The 16,065-nt window shown below is 66.1% G+C and carries 12 protein-coding genes; 9 read left to right on the forward strand and 3 right to left on the reverse strand.

Translation table 11 applies throughout. The annotated features are described in order from the left end of the window. Window positions 1-110 precede the first annotated feature (110 nt). The 4 genes from ACIHA7_RS11210 (at window position 111) to proS (ending at window position 4,679) form a co-directional block, all read left to right on the forward strand. Window positions 111-1,439, forward strand: a complete 1,329-nt coding sequence (locus ACIHA7_RS11210; protein WP_397288114.1) for a family 1 glycosylhydrolase — start codon at window positions 111-113, stop codon at window positions 1,437-1,439. Next, on the forward strand, window positions 1,436-1,651 hold the full coding sequence (locus ACIHA7_RS11215) for a hypothetical protein (RefSeq protein ID WP_397288117.1): 216 nt from the start codon (window positions 1,436-1,438) through the stop codon (window positions 1,649-1,651). The genes ACIHA7_RS11210 and ACIHA7_RS11215 overlap by 4 nt, the downstream gene beginning before the upstream one ends. Before the next feature lie 147 nt (window positions 1,652-1,798). Beyond that, complete coding sequence (locus ACIHA7_RS11220) at window positions 1,799-3,160, forward strand: hypothetical protein (protein ID WP_397288119.1); 1,362 nt, start codon at window positions 1,799-1,801, stop codon at window positions 3,158-3,160. A gap of 79 nt (window positions 3,161-3,239) precedes the next feature. Further along, window positions 3,240-4,679: a proline--tRNA ligase gene (gene proS / locus ACIHA7_RS11225; RefSeq protein WP_397288122.1), complete on the forward strand. Its 1,440-nt coding sequence runs from the start codon at window positions 3,240-3,242 to the stop codon at window positions 4,677-4,679. 40 nt (window positions 4,680-4,719) lie between these two features. On the opposite strand, the gene ACIHA7_RS11230 is transcribed toward proS, so the two are convergent. Further along, window positions 4,720-5,424: a TetR/AcrR family transcriptional regulator gene (locus ACIHA7_RS11230; protein WP_397288124.1), complete on the reverse strand. Its 705-nt coding sequence runs from the start codon at window positions 5,422-5,424 to the stop codon at window positions 4,720-4,722. A gap of 155 nt (window positions 5,425-5,579) precedes the next feature. Here ACIHA7_RS11230 and ACIHA7_RS11235 point away from each other — a divergent pair, with 155 nt between their 5' ends. From ACIHA7_RS11235 to ACIHA7_RS11245, 3 genes are all read left to right on the forward strand, one after another. Next, entirely contained in the window at window positions 5,580-6,509 is a 930-nt protein-coding gene (locus ACIHA7_RS11235; RefSeq protein ID WP_397288126.1) for an NAD-dependent epimerase/dehydratase family protein, read from the forward strand. 116 nt (window positions 6,510-6,625) lie between these two features. After that, the gene (locus tag ACIHA7_RS11240) at window positions 6,626-8,347 is read left to right on the forward strand and encodes a GMC oxidoreductase (protein WP_397288128.1); all 1,722 of its coding nucleotides are present in this window, start codon (window positions 6,626-6,628) and stop codon (window positions 8,345-8,347) included. Window positions 8,348-8,505: 158 nt separating this feature from the next. After that, entirely contained in the window at window positions 8,506-9,369 is an 864-nt protein-coding gene (locus tag ACIHA7_RS11245; RefSeq protein WP_397288130.1) for a hypothetical protein, read from the forward strand. A gap of 40 nt (window positions 9,370-9,409) precedes the next feature. Here the strand turns inward: ACIHA7_RS11245 and ACIHA7_RS11250 are convergent, their stop codons facing one another. Beyond that, window positions 9,410-10,315, reverse strand: coding sequence for a helix-turn-helix transcriptional regulator (locus ACIHA7_RS11250; protein WP_397288131.1), 906 nt, complete (start codon window positions 10,313-10,315; stop codon window positions 9,410-9,412). A 137-nt stretch (window positions 10,316-10,452) separates the two neighbouring features. Between ACIHA7_RS11250 and ACIHA7_RS11255 the strand changes: the two genes are divergently transcribed. Beyond that, the gene (locus ACIHA7_RS11255; RefSeq protein ID WP_397288133.1) at window positions 10,453-11,697 is read left to right on the forward strand and encodes a glycosyltransferase 87 family protein; all 1,245 of its coding nucleotides are present in this window, start codon (window positions 10,453-10,455) and stop codon (window positions 11,695-11,697) included. 7 nt (window positions 11,698-11,704) lie between these two features. Then, window positions 11,705-12,454: a hypothetical protein gene (locus ACIHA7_RS11260; RefSeq protein ID WP_397288137.1), complete on the forward strand. Its 750-nt coding sequence runs from the start codon at window positions 11,705-11,707 to the stop codon at window positions 12,452-12,454. 4 nt (window positions 12,455-12,458) lie between these two features. Here the strand turns inward: ACIHA7_RS11260 and car are convergent, their stop codons facing one another. Next, window positions 12,459-15,965 (reverse strand): carboxylic acid reductase, encoded by a 3,507-nt coding sequence (gene car / locus ACIHA7_RS11265; RefSeq protein ID WP_397288139.1) that lies wholly within the window; start codon window positions 15,963-15,965, stop codon window positions 12,459-12,461. Window positions 15,966-16,065: the final 100 nt, after the last annotated feature.

Consider the following 16,065-nt stretch of genomic DNA (forward strand, 5'->3'; position numbering starts at 1 on the left):
CGGCACTTCAGCTCGACGCACCCTCGACAGATCCGCTCGAAACGGACATCCGACCAGTTACGCTGTCCCCCAGGTCCATGGCCCCGGTCACTTCGTTGAACAGGAGCTCGATGCGATCACAGCGCCCCCGCCGCATCTTCGCCGCCCTCGCGGCCGCCACGGCCACGCTTCTCGTCGCAAGCACGGCGGTCGCCGCCGCGCGCCCGGACCCGCCGGACCAGGTCGCACCGCTCGGCGCCGACTTCCTCTGGGGTGTCGCGGCATCGGGGTACCAGGCGGAAGGCCATGCGCCCGACAGCAATTGGTCCCGCTACGTCGCGGCCGGGAAAACCACTGACCCATACGGTGATTCGATCGACTTCGTCCATCGGTACCGCTCGGACATCGCCCTCGCGGCCCAGCTCGGCGTACAGGTCTACCGAATCGGCTTGGAGTGGGCGCGAGTACAACCGCGGCCCGGCGAGTGGGACGAGGCCGGACTCGGCTTCTACGACAATGTGATCGCCGCCATCACCGAGGCGGGCATGCGGCCGATGCTCACGATCGACCACTGGGTGTATCCGGGCTGGGAGGTCGATCGCGGCGGCTGGCGCAACCCCGGGATCGTGGCGGACTGGCTCGCCAACGCGCGCTTGCTCGTCGACCGCTACGCCGCTGAAGACCCGCTCTGGGTCACCTTCAACGAGCCGATGGTCTACATCGTCAACGAACTGCGCAAGGGTGGCCTGTCCCCCACCGACGTGCCGGCCATGCACGACCGAATCGCGCAGGCGCACAACGGCATCTACGACTACATCCACGGCGTGCAGCCGGGCGCGATGGTCACCAGCAATGTCGCCTACATCCCAACGGGCGAGGACGTGATCAACAAGCCGCTCATCGACAAGATCGGCGCGCGCCTCGACTACATCGGCATCGATTACTACTACGGCCTCTCCCCCGAGAGCCTGCTGGCCGGCCCGCCCGACTTCGAAAAGCTCTGGACCCAGCCCCTACAGCCCGAAGGCATCTACTACGCCTTGCAGCACTACGCCCGCCAGTTCCCCGGCAAGCCGCTCTACATCGTGGAGAACGGCATGCCGACGGAGAACGGCGCACCGCGCGCTGACGGTTACACCCGCGCCGACAATCTGCGCGACACCGTCTACTGGCTGCAACGCGCCAAGGCCGACGGCATGAACCTGATCGGCTACAACTACTGGAGCCTCACCGACAACTATGAATGGGGTTCTTACACTCCACGTTTCGGCCTCTATACCGTCGATGTGCTGACCGATCCGACGTTGACCCGCAAGCCCACCGACGCGGTTCCCGCCTACGCCGCCATCACCCGAGCGGGCGGTGTCGCTCCTGACTACCGGCTCACCCGGACACCACAGAACTGCTCGCTCGTCGACGCCGCGGCCAGTTGCCTCGATCCGATCACCGTCCCGCGATGACCGGATCGCACGAAACCTTCGACGCCACAGCGATATTGCGGCGCTGGGAGGCGTCCGGCGCCGTGTGGCGGGTGCTGCGGCGCAGCGCCGATCAGGTAACCATCGGTCTGTACGAGTGCACGGGTGGTCAAGAAGTCGACCGCTTCACCGCGACCGATCCGGCGCTACTGCGATTTCTGGGCGATCGGTCGAGCAGCGAGGACCTTGCCTGATCCGGTGGTGCGGTTAACGGGAAATGAACAGCCCGATCGTCGAATGTCCGAGCCGGACAGCACATCGCATACTCTCCCTCAGCTGACGACCGGTGAACTTCCCATCCGGCGCAGCGCCCGACAGGAAGAGGACGGCCCGCGACTCACATGACCACCACAAGACGCCGTGTACTTACCGGCACGCATGCACCCGACGGGGTCGTGGACCACCGCGTCGTACTCGTCACCTTCGCCGGTCGTCGCGATCGAATGGAATTGCTGACCCGCTACGTGGCGGAGGCGATGCGGCGCAAGCTGATCGACGAGTGGCATGTCTGGAACTTCGCTCGCAACGCGGCCGACGATCGCTGGCTGCGCGAACAGTTCCCGATGATCGGGCGGTCACCGGACAATCAGGTGTACTTCCCCGCCGGCCGGGTGACCGTTGCGGGCAATGCCCGCTGGCGTTGCCGGGTCCGGGCGGGGCACGACGTCCACATCGCCTTCGGACCGCATCGCGGGGACGGTGCCGCCCCGGCCTACGAGTTCGTGATCGGTGGCTGGTCCAATCAGCGGACCGTGCTGCGCCACGTCGACAATCGGGATCTCCTGGTCCTGGACCACGACGACCGCGCGATCCGGCGGCCACCCATCGCAGCGGCCGCGACCCCAGGAATTCTGTCTCCCAACACCTTTCGGGACATCGAGCTGTCGATCGACCCGACCGGGGTGGTTCTCTCGGTCGACGGCGCGGAGATCCTCCGCAGCCGCACGCCGGTCCCGGCCGGAATGTACGACGTTCAGGTGAAGACCGGTTACGGCTCCGACGGCGAGTGGCGTTTTCCGGGCGTCACGGAGTATCTGTACAACACCGATGGGCCGGGGTGGGGGCAGGTTTATGATCTGTACTCCGCCCACGCCCCGTACTACGCGGACGCCGTCTTCCTGAAATGCGACGACGACGTCGTCTATCTGCAGCTCGACAAACTCGCCGACTTCCTCCGGTTCCGGATCGACCAGCAGCGCTACTTCCTGGTGACCGCGAATGTCGTCAACAACAATGTGTGCGCCTACTACCAGCAACAATCGGGAGCGATCCCGGCGGACCTGATGACGCTGGAACTCCCGCCCGGTGGGTTGCGCGGCAGCCTCTGGGAAAGCCCCGAGCTCGCCAGCCGCCTGCACAATCACTTCCTGAACAACCCGGATGTCTTCGAGCAGAACACGACCGCGCCCATTCCCTGGCGCGAACGGCTGAGCATCAATTTCGTCGCGTGGCTGGGCCGGGATCTGTCCTACATGTCGGCGATATCCGGGGACGGGGACGACGAGCGCATACTCTCGGTCGATATCCCGTCCTACCTGCAGCGACCGAACTGCATCTACCCGGGATTCGTGGCCAGTCATCTCTCCTATTTCCCGCAGGAAGCCACGATGGATACGGCCGCTCTCCTGTCGAGGTACTGGCGGCTCGCAGCGGAGCGCGGCCTGCTGACGCCGGAAAGGTCGATGGAGCTGGCCGTTCGCTGACCGAGCCACCGTCGGCCCGCAGGTCAGCACTGGTATTAAGCTGATTAATTCACTGGCGTGCGGCGATAGCCTTGTCGACATGGCACGGGATGAGCGCGGCGTGACCGCTCAGAGCGCGGATTTCGCCACCTGGTACAACGAGCTGGTCATCAAGGCTGGCCTCGTCGATCGTGGGCCGGCCAAGGGCACCATGGTGATTCGACCGTACGGGTACCGGATCTGGGAGCTGCTCCAGGCCGAGCTGGACCGCCGGATCAAGGAGACCGGGCACGAGAACGCATACTTCCCGCTGCTGATCCCGCAGAGCTACCTCGAACGCGAAGCCGACCACGTCGAGGGGTTCGCCCCCGAGCTGGCCGTTGTCACCCACGCGGGCGGTAAGGAACTCGAAGAACCGCTGGTGGTACGGCCCACCTCCGAGACGATCATCGGCGAGATGATGGCGAAGTGGATCTCCTCGCACCGAGACCTGCCGATGCTGCTCAACCAGTGGGCCAATGTCGTCCGCTGGGAGATGCGCCCCCGAATGTTCCTGCGCACCACCGAATTCCTGTGGCAGGAGGGCCACACCGCGCACGCCGACGAGCCGGAGGCGCGCGCGGAAATGGAGCTGGCCCTCGACATCTACACGACCGTCGCGCGGGAGTTCGCGGCCATGCCGGTCGTGCCGGGCCGGAAGACGCCCGGTGAGCGGTTCGCCGGTGCGGTCGAGACGCTCACCATCGAGTCGATGATGCGCGACGGTAAGGCCCTGCAGGCAGGCACTTCTCACTATCTGGGCACCAACTTCGCGCAAGCCTTCGGCATCCGCTACGCCGCCGCCGACGGGCGAGAAGCGCTGTGCCACACCACCTCGTGGGGCATGACCACCCGCATGATCGGCGCCGTCGTGCTGACCCACGGCGATGACCGCGGTCTGGTCTTGCCGCCGAGGCTGGCGCCACACCAGGTCGTGATCGTGCCGATCATGCGCGGTGACAGCGCCGCCGCGGTCCTGGCCGCCGCCGAGGAGCTCGCGCAGAGCTTGCGCGCCAAGGGGATTCGCGTGCACGTCGACGATCGCGACCAAACCCCCGGGTGGAAGTTCAACGAGTGGGAGATGCGCGGCGTGCCGCTTCGTATCGAACTCGGTCCGCGCGACCTCGCCGCGGGGACCGCAGTGCTCGTACGCCGTTTGGGCGACGAAGGAAAGCACACCGCGGACCTGGCCACGCTGCCCGCCACCGTTCCCGCCATCCTCGACGACTTCCAGACCTATCTGCTGACCCGAGCCGCCGACTTCCGCGACGAACACACGCACCAGGTCGATGACTGGCCATCGTTCGAGGCAGCCGTCGCCACGGGATGGGCTTGCGCGCTGCACTGCGGAAACCCCACCTGCGAAGACGAGATCAAAGCCCGCACTGCGGCGACGCCACGCTGCATCCCGCTGAGCGCGGCTCCCGACTCAGGCCCCTGCGTCCGCTGCTCCTCCCCCTCCGCCTACGGTAAGCGCGTAATTTTCTCGCGCGCTTACTGATTCGAGCGTAGGCCGACGCCGTCCGCCACATTTCGGGCCGCTATCCGGGCGCCCGGTACCCGAGCATGTCGAGCAGACCGTCGAGTTGGTGCTCGAAGAGTTCGTCGCGGTCGGCAAAGGTGTCGGTGCCGTACATGTCGAAAACGTCTGCGCTGACGATGCCGAAGAGGCTCGCCCAGAAGGTGATGCCGCGAGCGAGCAGCCAATCGGGGAGGTCGAGGTGGAATTCGTCGCGGATCTGGGCGAAACTCGCTGCGAGAGGCGCGGTTACGCGTGGCTCGGCGGCGGGCGGATGCAGTAGGTCCGCCTGGTAGGCGCGGGCGAAGAGTTTTTGCAGGGTGGTGATCACTCGCGTGCCAGGGGCCATCGTTTGCTCGGCCGGGGCTTGGTAGCCGGGCACGGGGGTGCCGAAAAGCAGTCCGTAGCGGGCGGATTCGGCGTGCGCCCAACCACGGACGGTGCGAGCGAGAACGCGTAGTTGCTCGATCGGGTCGTCGGGGGCGGTGGCGAGGGCGGCGTCGACGGTATCGCCGAGGGCGTTGTAGCCGTCCACCACCAGCAAGGTAAGTAGCTCGTCGCGACTGCTGACGTAACGGTAGACCGCGGACGAGACGACGCCGAGATCGCGGGCGACCGCGCGCAGCGAGAGGGCGGCGGCACCGTCGGTGGCCAGGTGTTCGCGGCCGATGCGGACGATGTCGTTCATGGTCTGAGCCCTGGCACGGGCCCGCGGGGTCGTCGACATGCCTCCACGGTGCAATATTCAGAGAGCATTGTCAACAACAGTGAGCACTGCTCTTGACAAGAGCGGAGTGGGTACCGCATGCTCGTTCACATCAGAGAGCACTGCTCTCCAGAGAGCAAAACGGGCCACCACGGCCCCACGGAAGGGATTCATCAATGTCTGACCTGCACATCGTCACCGGCGCCGGACCGGTCGGCAGCACCATCGCCGAGCAGCTCGCCGCCGCGGGGCACCAGGTACGGGTACTCACCCGCTCCGGCCGCGGTCCCCGGCATCCGCTGATCGAGCTCCGCCGCGTGGATGTCGCCGCGCCGGAGCACCTTTCGCACCAGTTCGACGGTGCCGTCGCGGTCTACCACTGCATCCACGGCTCGAAGTACTCCGCGAAAGTCTGGCGCGCCGAACTGCCCGGCGCCGAGCAAGCGGTCATGGACGAGGCCGGAAAAGCCGGCGCGGTAGTGGTTTTCCCGGAGAGCCTGTACTCCTACCAGCCGACCGAGGGCCCGATCACCGAAACCTCGCCCCGCACCGGGCGTTCCGGCAAGGGCGCGGTGCGCGAAGAACTGCTGCGCGCCCGTGCCGCACACCCCACGGCGACGGTCAGTGTCGTCTCCGCCGACTTCCTCGGGCCGTACGTCCACTCCTCGTTGGCGGGTGACCAGATGGTCGCGCCGATTTTGGCGGGCAAGCGGGTCAGCGCGTTCGGCAACATCGACCTCCCGCACTCGTTCACCTACATCCCGGACCTGGCCGCCGCCATGATCCGTGCGGCAGCCGACCGGTCGGTGCACAACACCGTCCTGCACGCACCCACCGCACCGGCGATCACCCAGCGTCAGCTCATCGACGCCATGGCCGACGCCGCGGGCGCGCCACGTCCGAAGATCTCGGCCATCCCGGTATGGATGATGAAACTGATGGGCGTCGTCAGCCCGCTGATGCGCGAGCTTGCCGAACTCGGCCACCAATTGGAGCGGCCGTTCGTCCTCGACTCCACCGACAGCGAGCAGAAACTCGGCCTGCGCCCCACGCCCCTCGACGAGGCCGTGGCCACCACCGTCGCCTGGTGGAAATCGCAGTCCTGACACCGGGTCAGCGGGTGGCGGCGGCACACCGTCACCCCACCCGCCCTGGTTCTGCGCACAACCTACTCGGTAGTAGTGTTAGCCGAGTCACTGGCGACCCGATCGAGGAGCTTCCTATGGACCAGCGAGCAACGGACTTCGACGTTCTCATTGTCGGTTCTGGGTTCGGTGGCAGCGTCACGGCGCTGCGGTTGGTCGAGAAGGGCTACAAGGTCGGCGTCATCGAGGCAGGCCAGCGGTTCGCCGACGACGAACTGCCCAAGACCAGCTGGGAGCTGAAGAAATTCCTCTGGGCGCCCAAGCTCGGCTGCTACGGCATCCAGCGCATCCACCTGCTGCGCGATGTCCTCATCCTCGGCGGCGCCGGTGTCGGTGGCGGGTCGCTGAACTACGCCAACACCCTGTACGTGCCGCCGGAGCCGTTCTTCCGGGACGCGCAGTGGCGCGACATCACCGACTGGCAAGACGAGCTCGCGCCGTACTACGAGCGCGCGCAGAAAATGCTCGGCGTGGTGCGCAACCCGCACATGACGCCGGCCGACGAAGTGTTCAAACAGGTCGCCGACGATCTCGGGGTCGGCGACACCTTCGTGCAGACCCCAGTTGGCGTGTTCTTCGGTGAACCGGGAAAGACCGTGGCAGACCCGTACTTCGGTGGTGTCGGACCCGAGCGCACCGGCTGCATCGAATGCGGCGACTGCATGGTCGGCTGCAAGTACGGCGCCAAGAACACGCTCGTGAAGAACTATCTCTATCTGGCGGAAAAAGCCGGGGCGCAAGTCATTCCGATGACAACGGTCACCGATCTGCGTCCGCATCCGGACGGTACCTGGGACGTGTCCACCGCGCGCACCGGCGCGTGGGTGCGCAAACACCCCAAGACCTACACCGCGGCGAACGTCGTGCTCGCCGCGGGCACCCGCGGCACCCAGAAATTGCTGTTCGCCATGCGGGACAAGGGCGCGTTGCCGGAGCTGTCGGATCGCCTCGGCCAGCTCACCCGCACCAACTCCGAATCGATCGTCGGCGCGGCGACCAAGAAGGTCACCCCCGGAGTCGATTTCACCAAGGGCGTCGCGATCACCTCGTCCATCCATCCCACCCCCGACACGCACATCGAGCCGGTCCGCTACGGCAAGGGCTCCAACGCCATGGGCCTGCTGCAAACACTCATGGTCGACGGCGGCGGGCGCATCCCGCGCTGGCTGCGCTTCCTCGGCGTCGTGCTGCGCCATCCGATGGACCTGCTCGGCTTCCTCAGCACCAAGGACTGGAGCGAGCGCACCATCATCTCGCTGGTCATGCAGCACTTGGACAATTCGATCACCACCTACACCAAGCGCGGACTCTTCGGCCGCAAGCTGACCAGCAAACAAGGCCACGGCGAACCGAACCCCACCTGGATCCCGATGGGCAACGACGTCACCCGCCGAGTGGCCGCCAAGATCGGCGGCATCGCAGGCGGCAGCTGGGGCGAGATCTTCAACATCCCCCTCACCGCCCACTTCCTCGGCGGCGCGGTGATCGGCGCCGACCCCGAACACGGCGTAATCGACGGCTACCACCGAGTTTTCGGCTACCCCACCCTCAGCGTCGTCGACGGCGCGGCAGTCTCCGCCAACCTCGGCGTCAACCCCTCCCTCACCATCACCGCCCAAGCCGAGCGCGCCGCCGCCTACTGGCCGAACAAAGGCGAGGTGGACACCCGTCCCCCACTCGGCACCACCTACCAGCGCATCGCCCCCATCGCCCCCACCAAACCGGTAGTCCCCGCGAACGCCCCGGCCGCCCTCGTCCTTCCCATCGTGCAGATTCGAGAGACCCCCGCCGCAGGCTGACCTCGACCGCACCAGATCAGACGCCGAGTCCCGTGCGACCCGACCGCGCGGCAACGCGTCTCGGCAGCACGCGCAAGATTTCATGCCGCGCGGTATGAACCGGAACTAGGGCAGTCGCGGCACCGTCCGCGATTCACATCGGGTTCATACTGTGCTGCGTGAAGCCGAACTCCCGCGGATGGCTCGCATTCGGAGCCGCGCTCCTCGTTTCCGCGGTCGCCCTGGTGCTGTCGACCGTACTGAAAGACCACAGCGCAGTCCTGTTGTGGATCAGCATGATCGGTCCGGTCGCGGGCATCGTCGGACTGACCTACGGGATCTATCACACCGAGCCCACCGATCAGCGTGCCGCGGCCGACCCGGCACAACCGGCGGTGGCGGAGTCGACGGCGGCCGCGACGAGCCGAAGCGGCTCGGCCGCCGCCCAATCAGCCTCCATCCGTGCGTTCATCAACCTGGGCGACATTGTGCTGCCCTCCGTTCCTCTTCCCGCCGCGAATCCGCGGGCACGGAAGGCAGTTCCGTTCTGGCCGATCACCGGGATCGTGATCCTGTGTCTCCTGCTTACCGTGCAAGCAATGGCCCTCTGGTCCAGTGCCCGCTCGACCTACACAAACCCACCCGCCGATCTCACTCCGCCACCGATAGCCTTGGATTCGGGGAGGTCGGTGCCACAATCCACCGATGTCACCCAGATCATCGAATCGCTCCCCTGCGTCGGGACTTGCCGCCGGATTCCGCTCGACGTCGGTGTCGAAACCGATGTGGACGGCGATGGCACAGCGGACGTTTTCGTCGTCGACGCGATCAAACTATTGGCGACCAACGGCTCGGGGATCATGCCGGGCGATGTCGGACCGATAGACGCACGGCGCTGTCAACCACACCGAATGCTGTACAGCCCGACTCCGACCGACACTCCCGCGGTGCCGATGTGCCTGAGTACCAGCGCGGGAAAGTTCATGATGTTCGTTCGCTACCAGAACGGCCGGACGGACTACGCGCTGATTTCAGGCGGGTGAGACATCCACGCGGTGCGACACGGGAAGTAGGTAGGCGGCTTCAACACACGGCGGCGGAGTGATGTTGGCGGCGGTGTTGTTCCCAGGGGGCGTGTTGTTGCTCGGGGGTCATGGCGAGGAGCTTTCGTAGTTGTGACCACTGGGTTTCGTTGGTGGGGGTGTAGATCTGGACCCAGGCGCCGGCTACGGCGGGGAGGGACATGCTGGTGATGAACATTTCGAGTTCGCCGATGGCGAGGTTGCGGATTTGTTTGACGCGGTTGGCGGGGACGGCGACATCGTTGCGGGCCCACAGGGCGGCGAAGTCGGTGCTGGCGGTGCACATTTCCTCGATGAACTCTTGCCAGGTCGGGTCGTCGAGGTTCTTCGCGTAGGCGCCGCGCAGGTAGGCGACCATGCGGCGCAGGTCGTCCCAGCTGTGCTTGTAGGTGTTGCAGCACTGGGGGGTGAGGAAGACGCGTCGGGCGATATTGCGTTCGCCGAGCAGGAAACCGGGGCAGAGTGCCGCGTAGGACTCGTTGAACGCCAGCAGGTCGTACTTCGCGCCCAGCACCGCGGCGGGCAGGGGTGTCAGGTGGTCGAGGATGGTCTGCATCTCGGCGGGTAGCGCGGTGTTCGCGTGCGGACTCGGCACGGTCGGCACGCCGGCGAGCCGATAGAGATGACCGCGCTCGGCGTCGTCGAGCGCCAACGTCCTGGCTACCGCGTCGAGCACCTGCACGCTGACATTGATCCGACGCCCCTGCTCCAGCCAGGTGTACCAGGTGACCCCGATGCCGGACAGCTGCGCGACCTCCTCGCGGCGCAGTCCGGGCGTGCGGCGGCGCGGACCGGGCGGCAACCCGACGTCTTCGGGGGATATCTTGGCGCGCCGCGACTTCAGGAAGGTTCCCAGTTCCGCGCGGCGCGCGTTGCGCACCGCCCGCACGTCGAGCACTTCGGTCATCAGCTGATCGTGCCGGATTCCGCTAACGGTATCCAGGTGCTGCTAGTACCCGTTTTACGGAATCCCGCCGGGATTCGTGCGCGACCCGAGACCTCGGGGCGTGCTCGAGCTCGAGTTATTCGGTAAGTTGATCACTTGTGCCCAAGTCCCGCATGCTGGAATTTCCACGCACGGGCCCAACACTTTTCCTACTGGCCGCAAGCGCCGCTCTCGCGGTGATCCTGCTGTTCACCACGGTCGACCCGTGGCTCGAGCGGGCAGGCATCCTGGACGGCGGGCTGGACGTGCACGTATATCGGGACGGCGCCTGGCGCATCCTGCACGGCCTGCCGCTCTATACCGAGCCGACCATCGCTGGGCTCCTGTACACCTACACGCCCTTCTCCACCATCGCCTTCATCCCTATTGTCGCGATCCCGTGGTTGTACGTCGCCAACACCTGGCTGGTGTTGAATCTGCTGGCGCTCTTCGGTTGTGTCGTGATCTGCTGGCGCATCCTCGGCTACCGGATCAACGCCCGGCTCGCCGCGGTCAGTGCCCTGTTGGCGATCACGTGCGTGTTCGTCGAGCCCGTCCGGACCACGCTGTTCTATGGGCAGATCAATCTGATGTTGATGCTGCTGGTGCTGTGGGACTTCTCCCGCGCCGACGGCAGCAAGCTGCGCGGCATCGGGGTCGGACTTGCCGCCGGTATCAAGCTGGTCCCCAGCTATTTCGTCGTGCAGTTCCTCGCGCTGCGCCAGTGGCGTTCGGCGGCGACCGCGGTCGCGGTCTTCGTCGCCTCGGTCGTCCTCGCCTGGATCGTGCTGCCCACCGATTCGCGGCAGTACTGGACCTCGACGTTCTTCCAGTCCAATCGGATTGCGGACGACATGCACCCGTCCAATCAATCCCTGCGCGGCGCCATCGCGCACCTGACCCACCATCCGGCGCCGATCTGGCTCTGGGTTTTGCTCGCCGGGGCCGTCGCGCTGGTGAGCTTGGCGATCACGGCGGGTCTGCACCGGCGCGGCGAACGGCTGCTCGCCGTGACGCTCGCCGGCCTCACCGCCTGCGCGGTGTCCCCGTTCTCCTGGGATCACCACTGGGTGTGGTTCGTTCCCCTGTTCGTCTACCTGGTGCACAAGGCGCAGTCGCAGTGGCGCTGGTGGATCGCGATCGCGGCTCTTTTCGTGTCGATCGGCGCGTGGACGTGGGAGTACGACCCCGACTATGTGGTGGTGGGGCTGTTCCTCTTTCCGCCGTGGTGGCCGGGTGCGCAGCTTTTGATCAACAGCTTTGTCATCGTGTACGCCGTGGTGCTGATCTGCGCCGGAGTGCTACTGCTCCGGCTCCGACGCCGAGGCGTCGAGGTCACCGATGAGGCACGAACAGTGAGATGAGACAGGTATGCGTGTGCCGCCGGAAGCCGAAGCCGTACTCGACGAATTCGCCGCGGCGATCAGGTCCGTGGCGGATATCGTCGCGCTCCAGGTGGGCGGCTCGCTCGCCAGCGGTGACTATCGGCACGGGGTCAGCGATTACGACCTGGTTGCGTTGCTCGAACGGCCGTTGAGCGCCGAGCAGCGGCGCCGCCTCGCACAGTTCCATCGCGGGTTCATCGCCCGCCGTCCCGAGGCCGCGAAACTGCACTGTGTCTACGTTCCGGTGGACGAGCTCGCCGCGGTCGGGGCACCGCATGTGACGTGGGCAGCGCAGATGCTCTTCGACCGACCGCTCACCGGGATTGCCCGAGCGGAGTTGTTGCGCTTCGGATTCGCCGTGTTCGGAGCTGCGCCGGAGGACTCGATCCCGCAGGTCACCGCGGCTGAGTTGGCAGCAGCGGTCCGCGGCGACCTCAGCGGGTACTGGGTTCCCGCGCTCCGTCGCCCGTGGATCTGGTTGCGCGACGAGTACATCGACCTGAGCCTGTTCACCCTCGCGCGCGCCGAGGTCACCTTGGCAACCAACGAGTTGATCACCAAGCGCGAGGCTTTGTCCCGGCTGGCGCGGTTTCATGTCCCCGCCGAGCTGATCGAGCAGATACGACAGCGGCGAGACGGGCATACGGTGCCTATCTCGCCGCTGTCGCGGCTACGCCGGGCCATATCGGTGCACGGCCTGGTCTCCGACGGACTGCGAGTCCTGCTGTCCTACTGAGGTTTCAGAGTAGGTGCAGAAGGCGCAGATCGCTCACGTACTTGTCGATCAGTGCCGAGGACAGATGCGGAATGTCGTGCTCTGGCGTGATATCCGAGGTCTGCACGGCCGCCTGGAACTTCTTGGCAGGCAGCAGCGAGCCCCGAACCGGCGGCCGCTGACGACTGTAGGCGCGCAGCAACGGCAGCACCGAGGCGTTGCGTTGCTTGTCCGGCAGACCCCGGATCGCGGTCTCGAATCGACTGAACCACTCGTCGTAGTCGGTGATCCGCTGGATCGGCAGGCCAGACTCGATGAGCCAGTCGACGAAGGAATCCAGGGAAATTCCGTCGTCATACGGGTTCAGCACGTCGTAGGTCTGGAAGCCGCCGCCCGCTTGGCTACCCAGCGTGGTGATCGACGCCGCGGTGAAATCGGCGGGCAGACCCTCGTAGTGCGCCCGCTGCCGGTTTCCGGCGGCGTCGGTGACGTAGAACGAGTACGGCGCAACGCCGGTGGCGACCAGGCTGAGCACCAAACGGGTGAACATGTCCTGGACATTGAGCTGGCCCGCGTACCGGCTGTGTGCCAGGATCATGTCCGAACGGAACACCGCGACCGGCAGTCCGCACAGATCGTGCACCGCACGCAGCAGGACCTCACCCGCCCACTTGCTGTTGCCGTAACCGTTGGCGTATCCGTCGTTCACGGCGCGCACGGCGCTCATCTCGCGGACATCGCTGTCCTCCTGGAACAACGCCGGATCGACCTGATCTGCCACTCCGACGGTCGACAGGTACGTGACCGGCTTGCGCTGCCCCGTGATCGCCAGTCGAATGATCTCGGCGGTGCCGACGACATTCGGCCCGAACAGCTGGCTGTACGGCAGCACGTGATTGACCAGTGCGGCGGCGTGCACGATCAGGTCGACGGTGTCGGCCAGCCGTTGCCAAGTCTGTTCGTCCAGACCGAGATTCGGGTCACCGATATCGCCGGCCAGTACCTCCAGATGGCCTGCCGCCAGGCGCCGGTAGTGCTCGAGCAGTTCCGGATCGCCGCTGTCGAACGCCGCGTCGAGCCGCTTTCGCGCCGCGGCCGCGTCGCTGCCGCGCACGATGCAGATCAGTGTGCCGCCGGTCTTCTCCAGCCGCTCCAGCCATTCCAGTGCGAGGAATCGACCGAGGTAACCGTTGGCGCCGGTCAGCAGGACCGTCCGCGCGGGAACGGGCGCGGCCGGAATGCTGTTGGCAGCGGCCAGGGTTGGCGCATCGATGAACTTGTCGAGGGTGAGCTCGGCCGCGCTGACTTGCGCGTCGTCGCCGTGCACCGAGCTGAACGTGGGCCGTTTGGCCCCCGAACCACGTTGCGCCTCGATGTATTTCGCGATCTCCGCGAGATTGTTCGCCGGGCTGATGATGACGTCCACCGGCACCGGCACACCGAAGGTCTCGTCGAGCAGATTCGAGAACGACAGCGCCGACAGCGAATCGCCACCCAGGTCGGTGAAGTGCGCGTCGGGGCGCAGCTCGGCGGCGGAGATGTTGAGCATGGCCCGTGCGGCGTGACTCACCGTGTCGAGCACCGGCCGTTCGCCGGCTTCGCGACGCAGCTCGAGTAACTCCGCGGACCGCAGGTCCGCCTGCTCGGAGTAGATCCGTTCGAGGCGAGCGCCGTAGCGTTCCTTGAGCTTGGGGCGCAACAACTTCCCGATTCCGGAGAGCAGACCGTTGGCCGCGGTGAACGGCTCGGTCTCGATCAGGAAATCGCGAGGAATTTCGTAGGACTGCAGGTTCGAGTCCTTCGCCAGCTGCTGTATGGACGCGGCCAGCTCGGTCTTCAAGGCTTCCGGATCGTGGTCGTGCAGCGCGCCCTCGGTGGGCACGATCACCGCGAGCAGATAGGCACGTTCGCTGTTGCCGTAGATGTAGATCTGGCGGATGAGCGGGCTGCTGGCGTACACCGCTTCGAGGTGGGCGACGGTGACGAACTCGCCTTGGGAAAGCTTCAGCACATTGTTGCGCCGATCCACGTACATCAGCTCGTCCGGCCCGAGTTCGGCCACGATGTCACCGGTCTTGTAGAAGCCGTCCTCGTCGAACACCGCAGCGGTAACCTCGGGCCGCTTGTAGTACCCGGGAATCTGGTTCGACGTCTTGACCAGCAACTCACCTCGGGGGTGCGGCCGATCGGTACGGAAATAGCCCAGCTCGGGCACGTCGACCAACTTGTAGTCGAGCACCGGCGGCCGCTGCACCCGGTTGTCCATGAGGACGTTCACGCCGGCCTCGGTCGAGCCGTATCCGTCGTGCAACCGCAGCTCGAGGACGGACTCCATGAAGGCGCGCATCTCCGCGCTGATCGGGGCACTGCCGACGACCACGCCAAGCATGCGGTCGCCCAGGAAGTGCTGCCGCAGATCGGCTTTCACCTCGCGATCGAGCACCTCAGGGTCGACGCCCGCGCCGGAGCGCCGATCCATCTCGCTGCGGTAGCGCTGAAAGATCATGTCGCACACGCGCGGTACGAAGAACACCTCGACGGGGCGCACCAGGGCCATATCCTCGAACAGCGTCGACATGTCGCTCTTGGCGGCGAAGTACGCGGTGCCACCGCGCGCGAGCACGCCGGTCAGCGACAAACGACCGGCGATGTGACTCATCGGCATGTAATTGAGATTGATCGCTACCCCGGTGGCGGCCGGGTGCCACGTCGAACTCAACAACCGCTCGGTGTACATCGCGCCCTTGGGCGTGCCGGTGCTACCAGAGGTGTAGATGAGCAACGACAGCGGGTCCTCGCCGGCGGCGGGCACGAACATCGTCGCGGGTTGTTGCGCGGCGCCCCGTTCACGCACCGCGTCGAGGGTTTCGACGATCACCGAGCTGCCCGCCTCGGTCAGCCGGCGGCGGGCAGTGTCGAAGGCGGCGCGCTGGTTATCGTCTTCGGGGTGGTAGTCGAACACCACCAGGCGCTCCGGCGAGGTGCCTGCCAGCAGGCAATCCACGGCCGCGCCGAGGTGTTCCGGCGTCGAGGCGAGCACCCGAGGCGAGGTCTCGGTGAGGATCGCGGTGAGTTGCGGCACCGCCGCGCCGGCCTGCAACGGGACGGCGACCGCGCCCAGGTAGGTGGTCGCGAGGTCGAGCGTCGCGTAGTCGATGCTGGTGAAGCCGACGGTGGCGATGAAATCGCCTGCGCGCAAGGGCTTCTCGGGATCATGCTGCCACGCGGCCGCGACCGCGCCGACGCGCTGCCACAGCTCGCGATAGGTGATCGTGTCGAACCTGGGCAGCAGCCGTAACGAGGTGCGCCCGGTCGCGGTATCGGTGGCCGGTTCGAACGCGCGCTGCCCGACGGCGGGACGGTCGGCATAGCTGTCCATCACGGTCGCGATGATCTGCCCCAGGCGCAGGCCGGGTTCTCGTATCGCCGCGGACACCGCCTCGTCCGGCCGCGCGGCCTTGACCTGTTCGTCTTCGGCAAACAACTGCGCGATCCGGCGTTGTAGCCGTTCGTCCCGTGCATCAACCGCCATGGCACATCTCCCTCGTTGACAAAGTAGAAACGCCCTGCATCTCTAAACAGGTTAGCTTGTCTAAGTATTTCCGGGAAGACGCTGCTCCGAGGACTGAACA

It is taken from the genome of Nocardia sp. NPDC052316 (assembly GCF_044547795.1).
In the GTDB taxonomy this organism is placed as follows: Bacteria; Actinomycetota; Actinomycetes; order Mycobacteriales; family Mycobacteriaceae; genus Nocardia.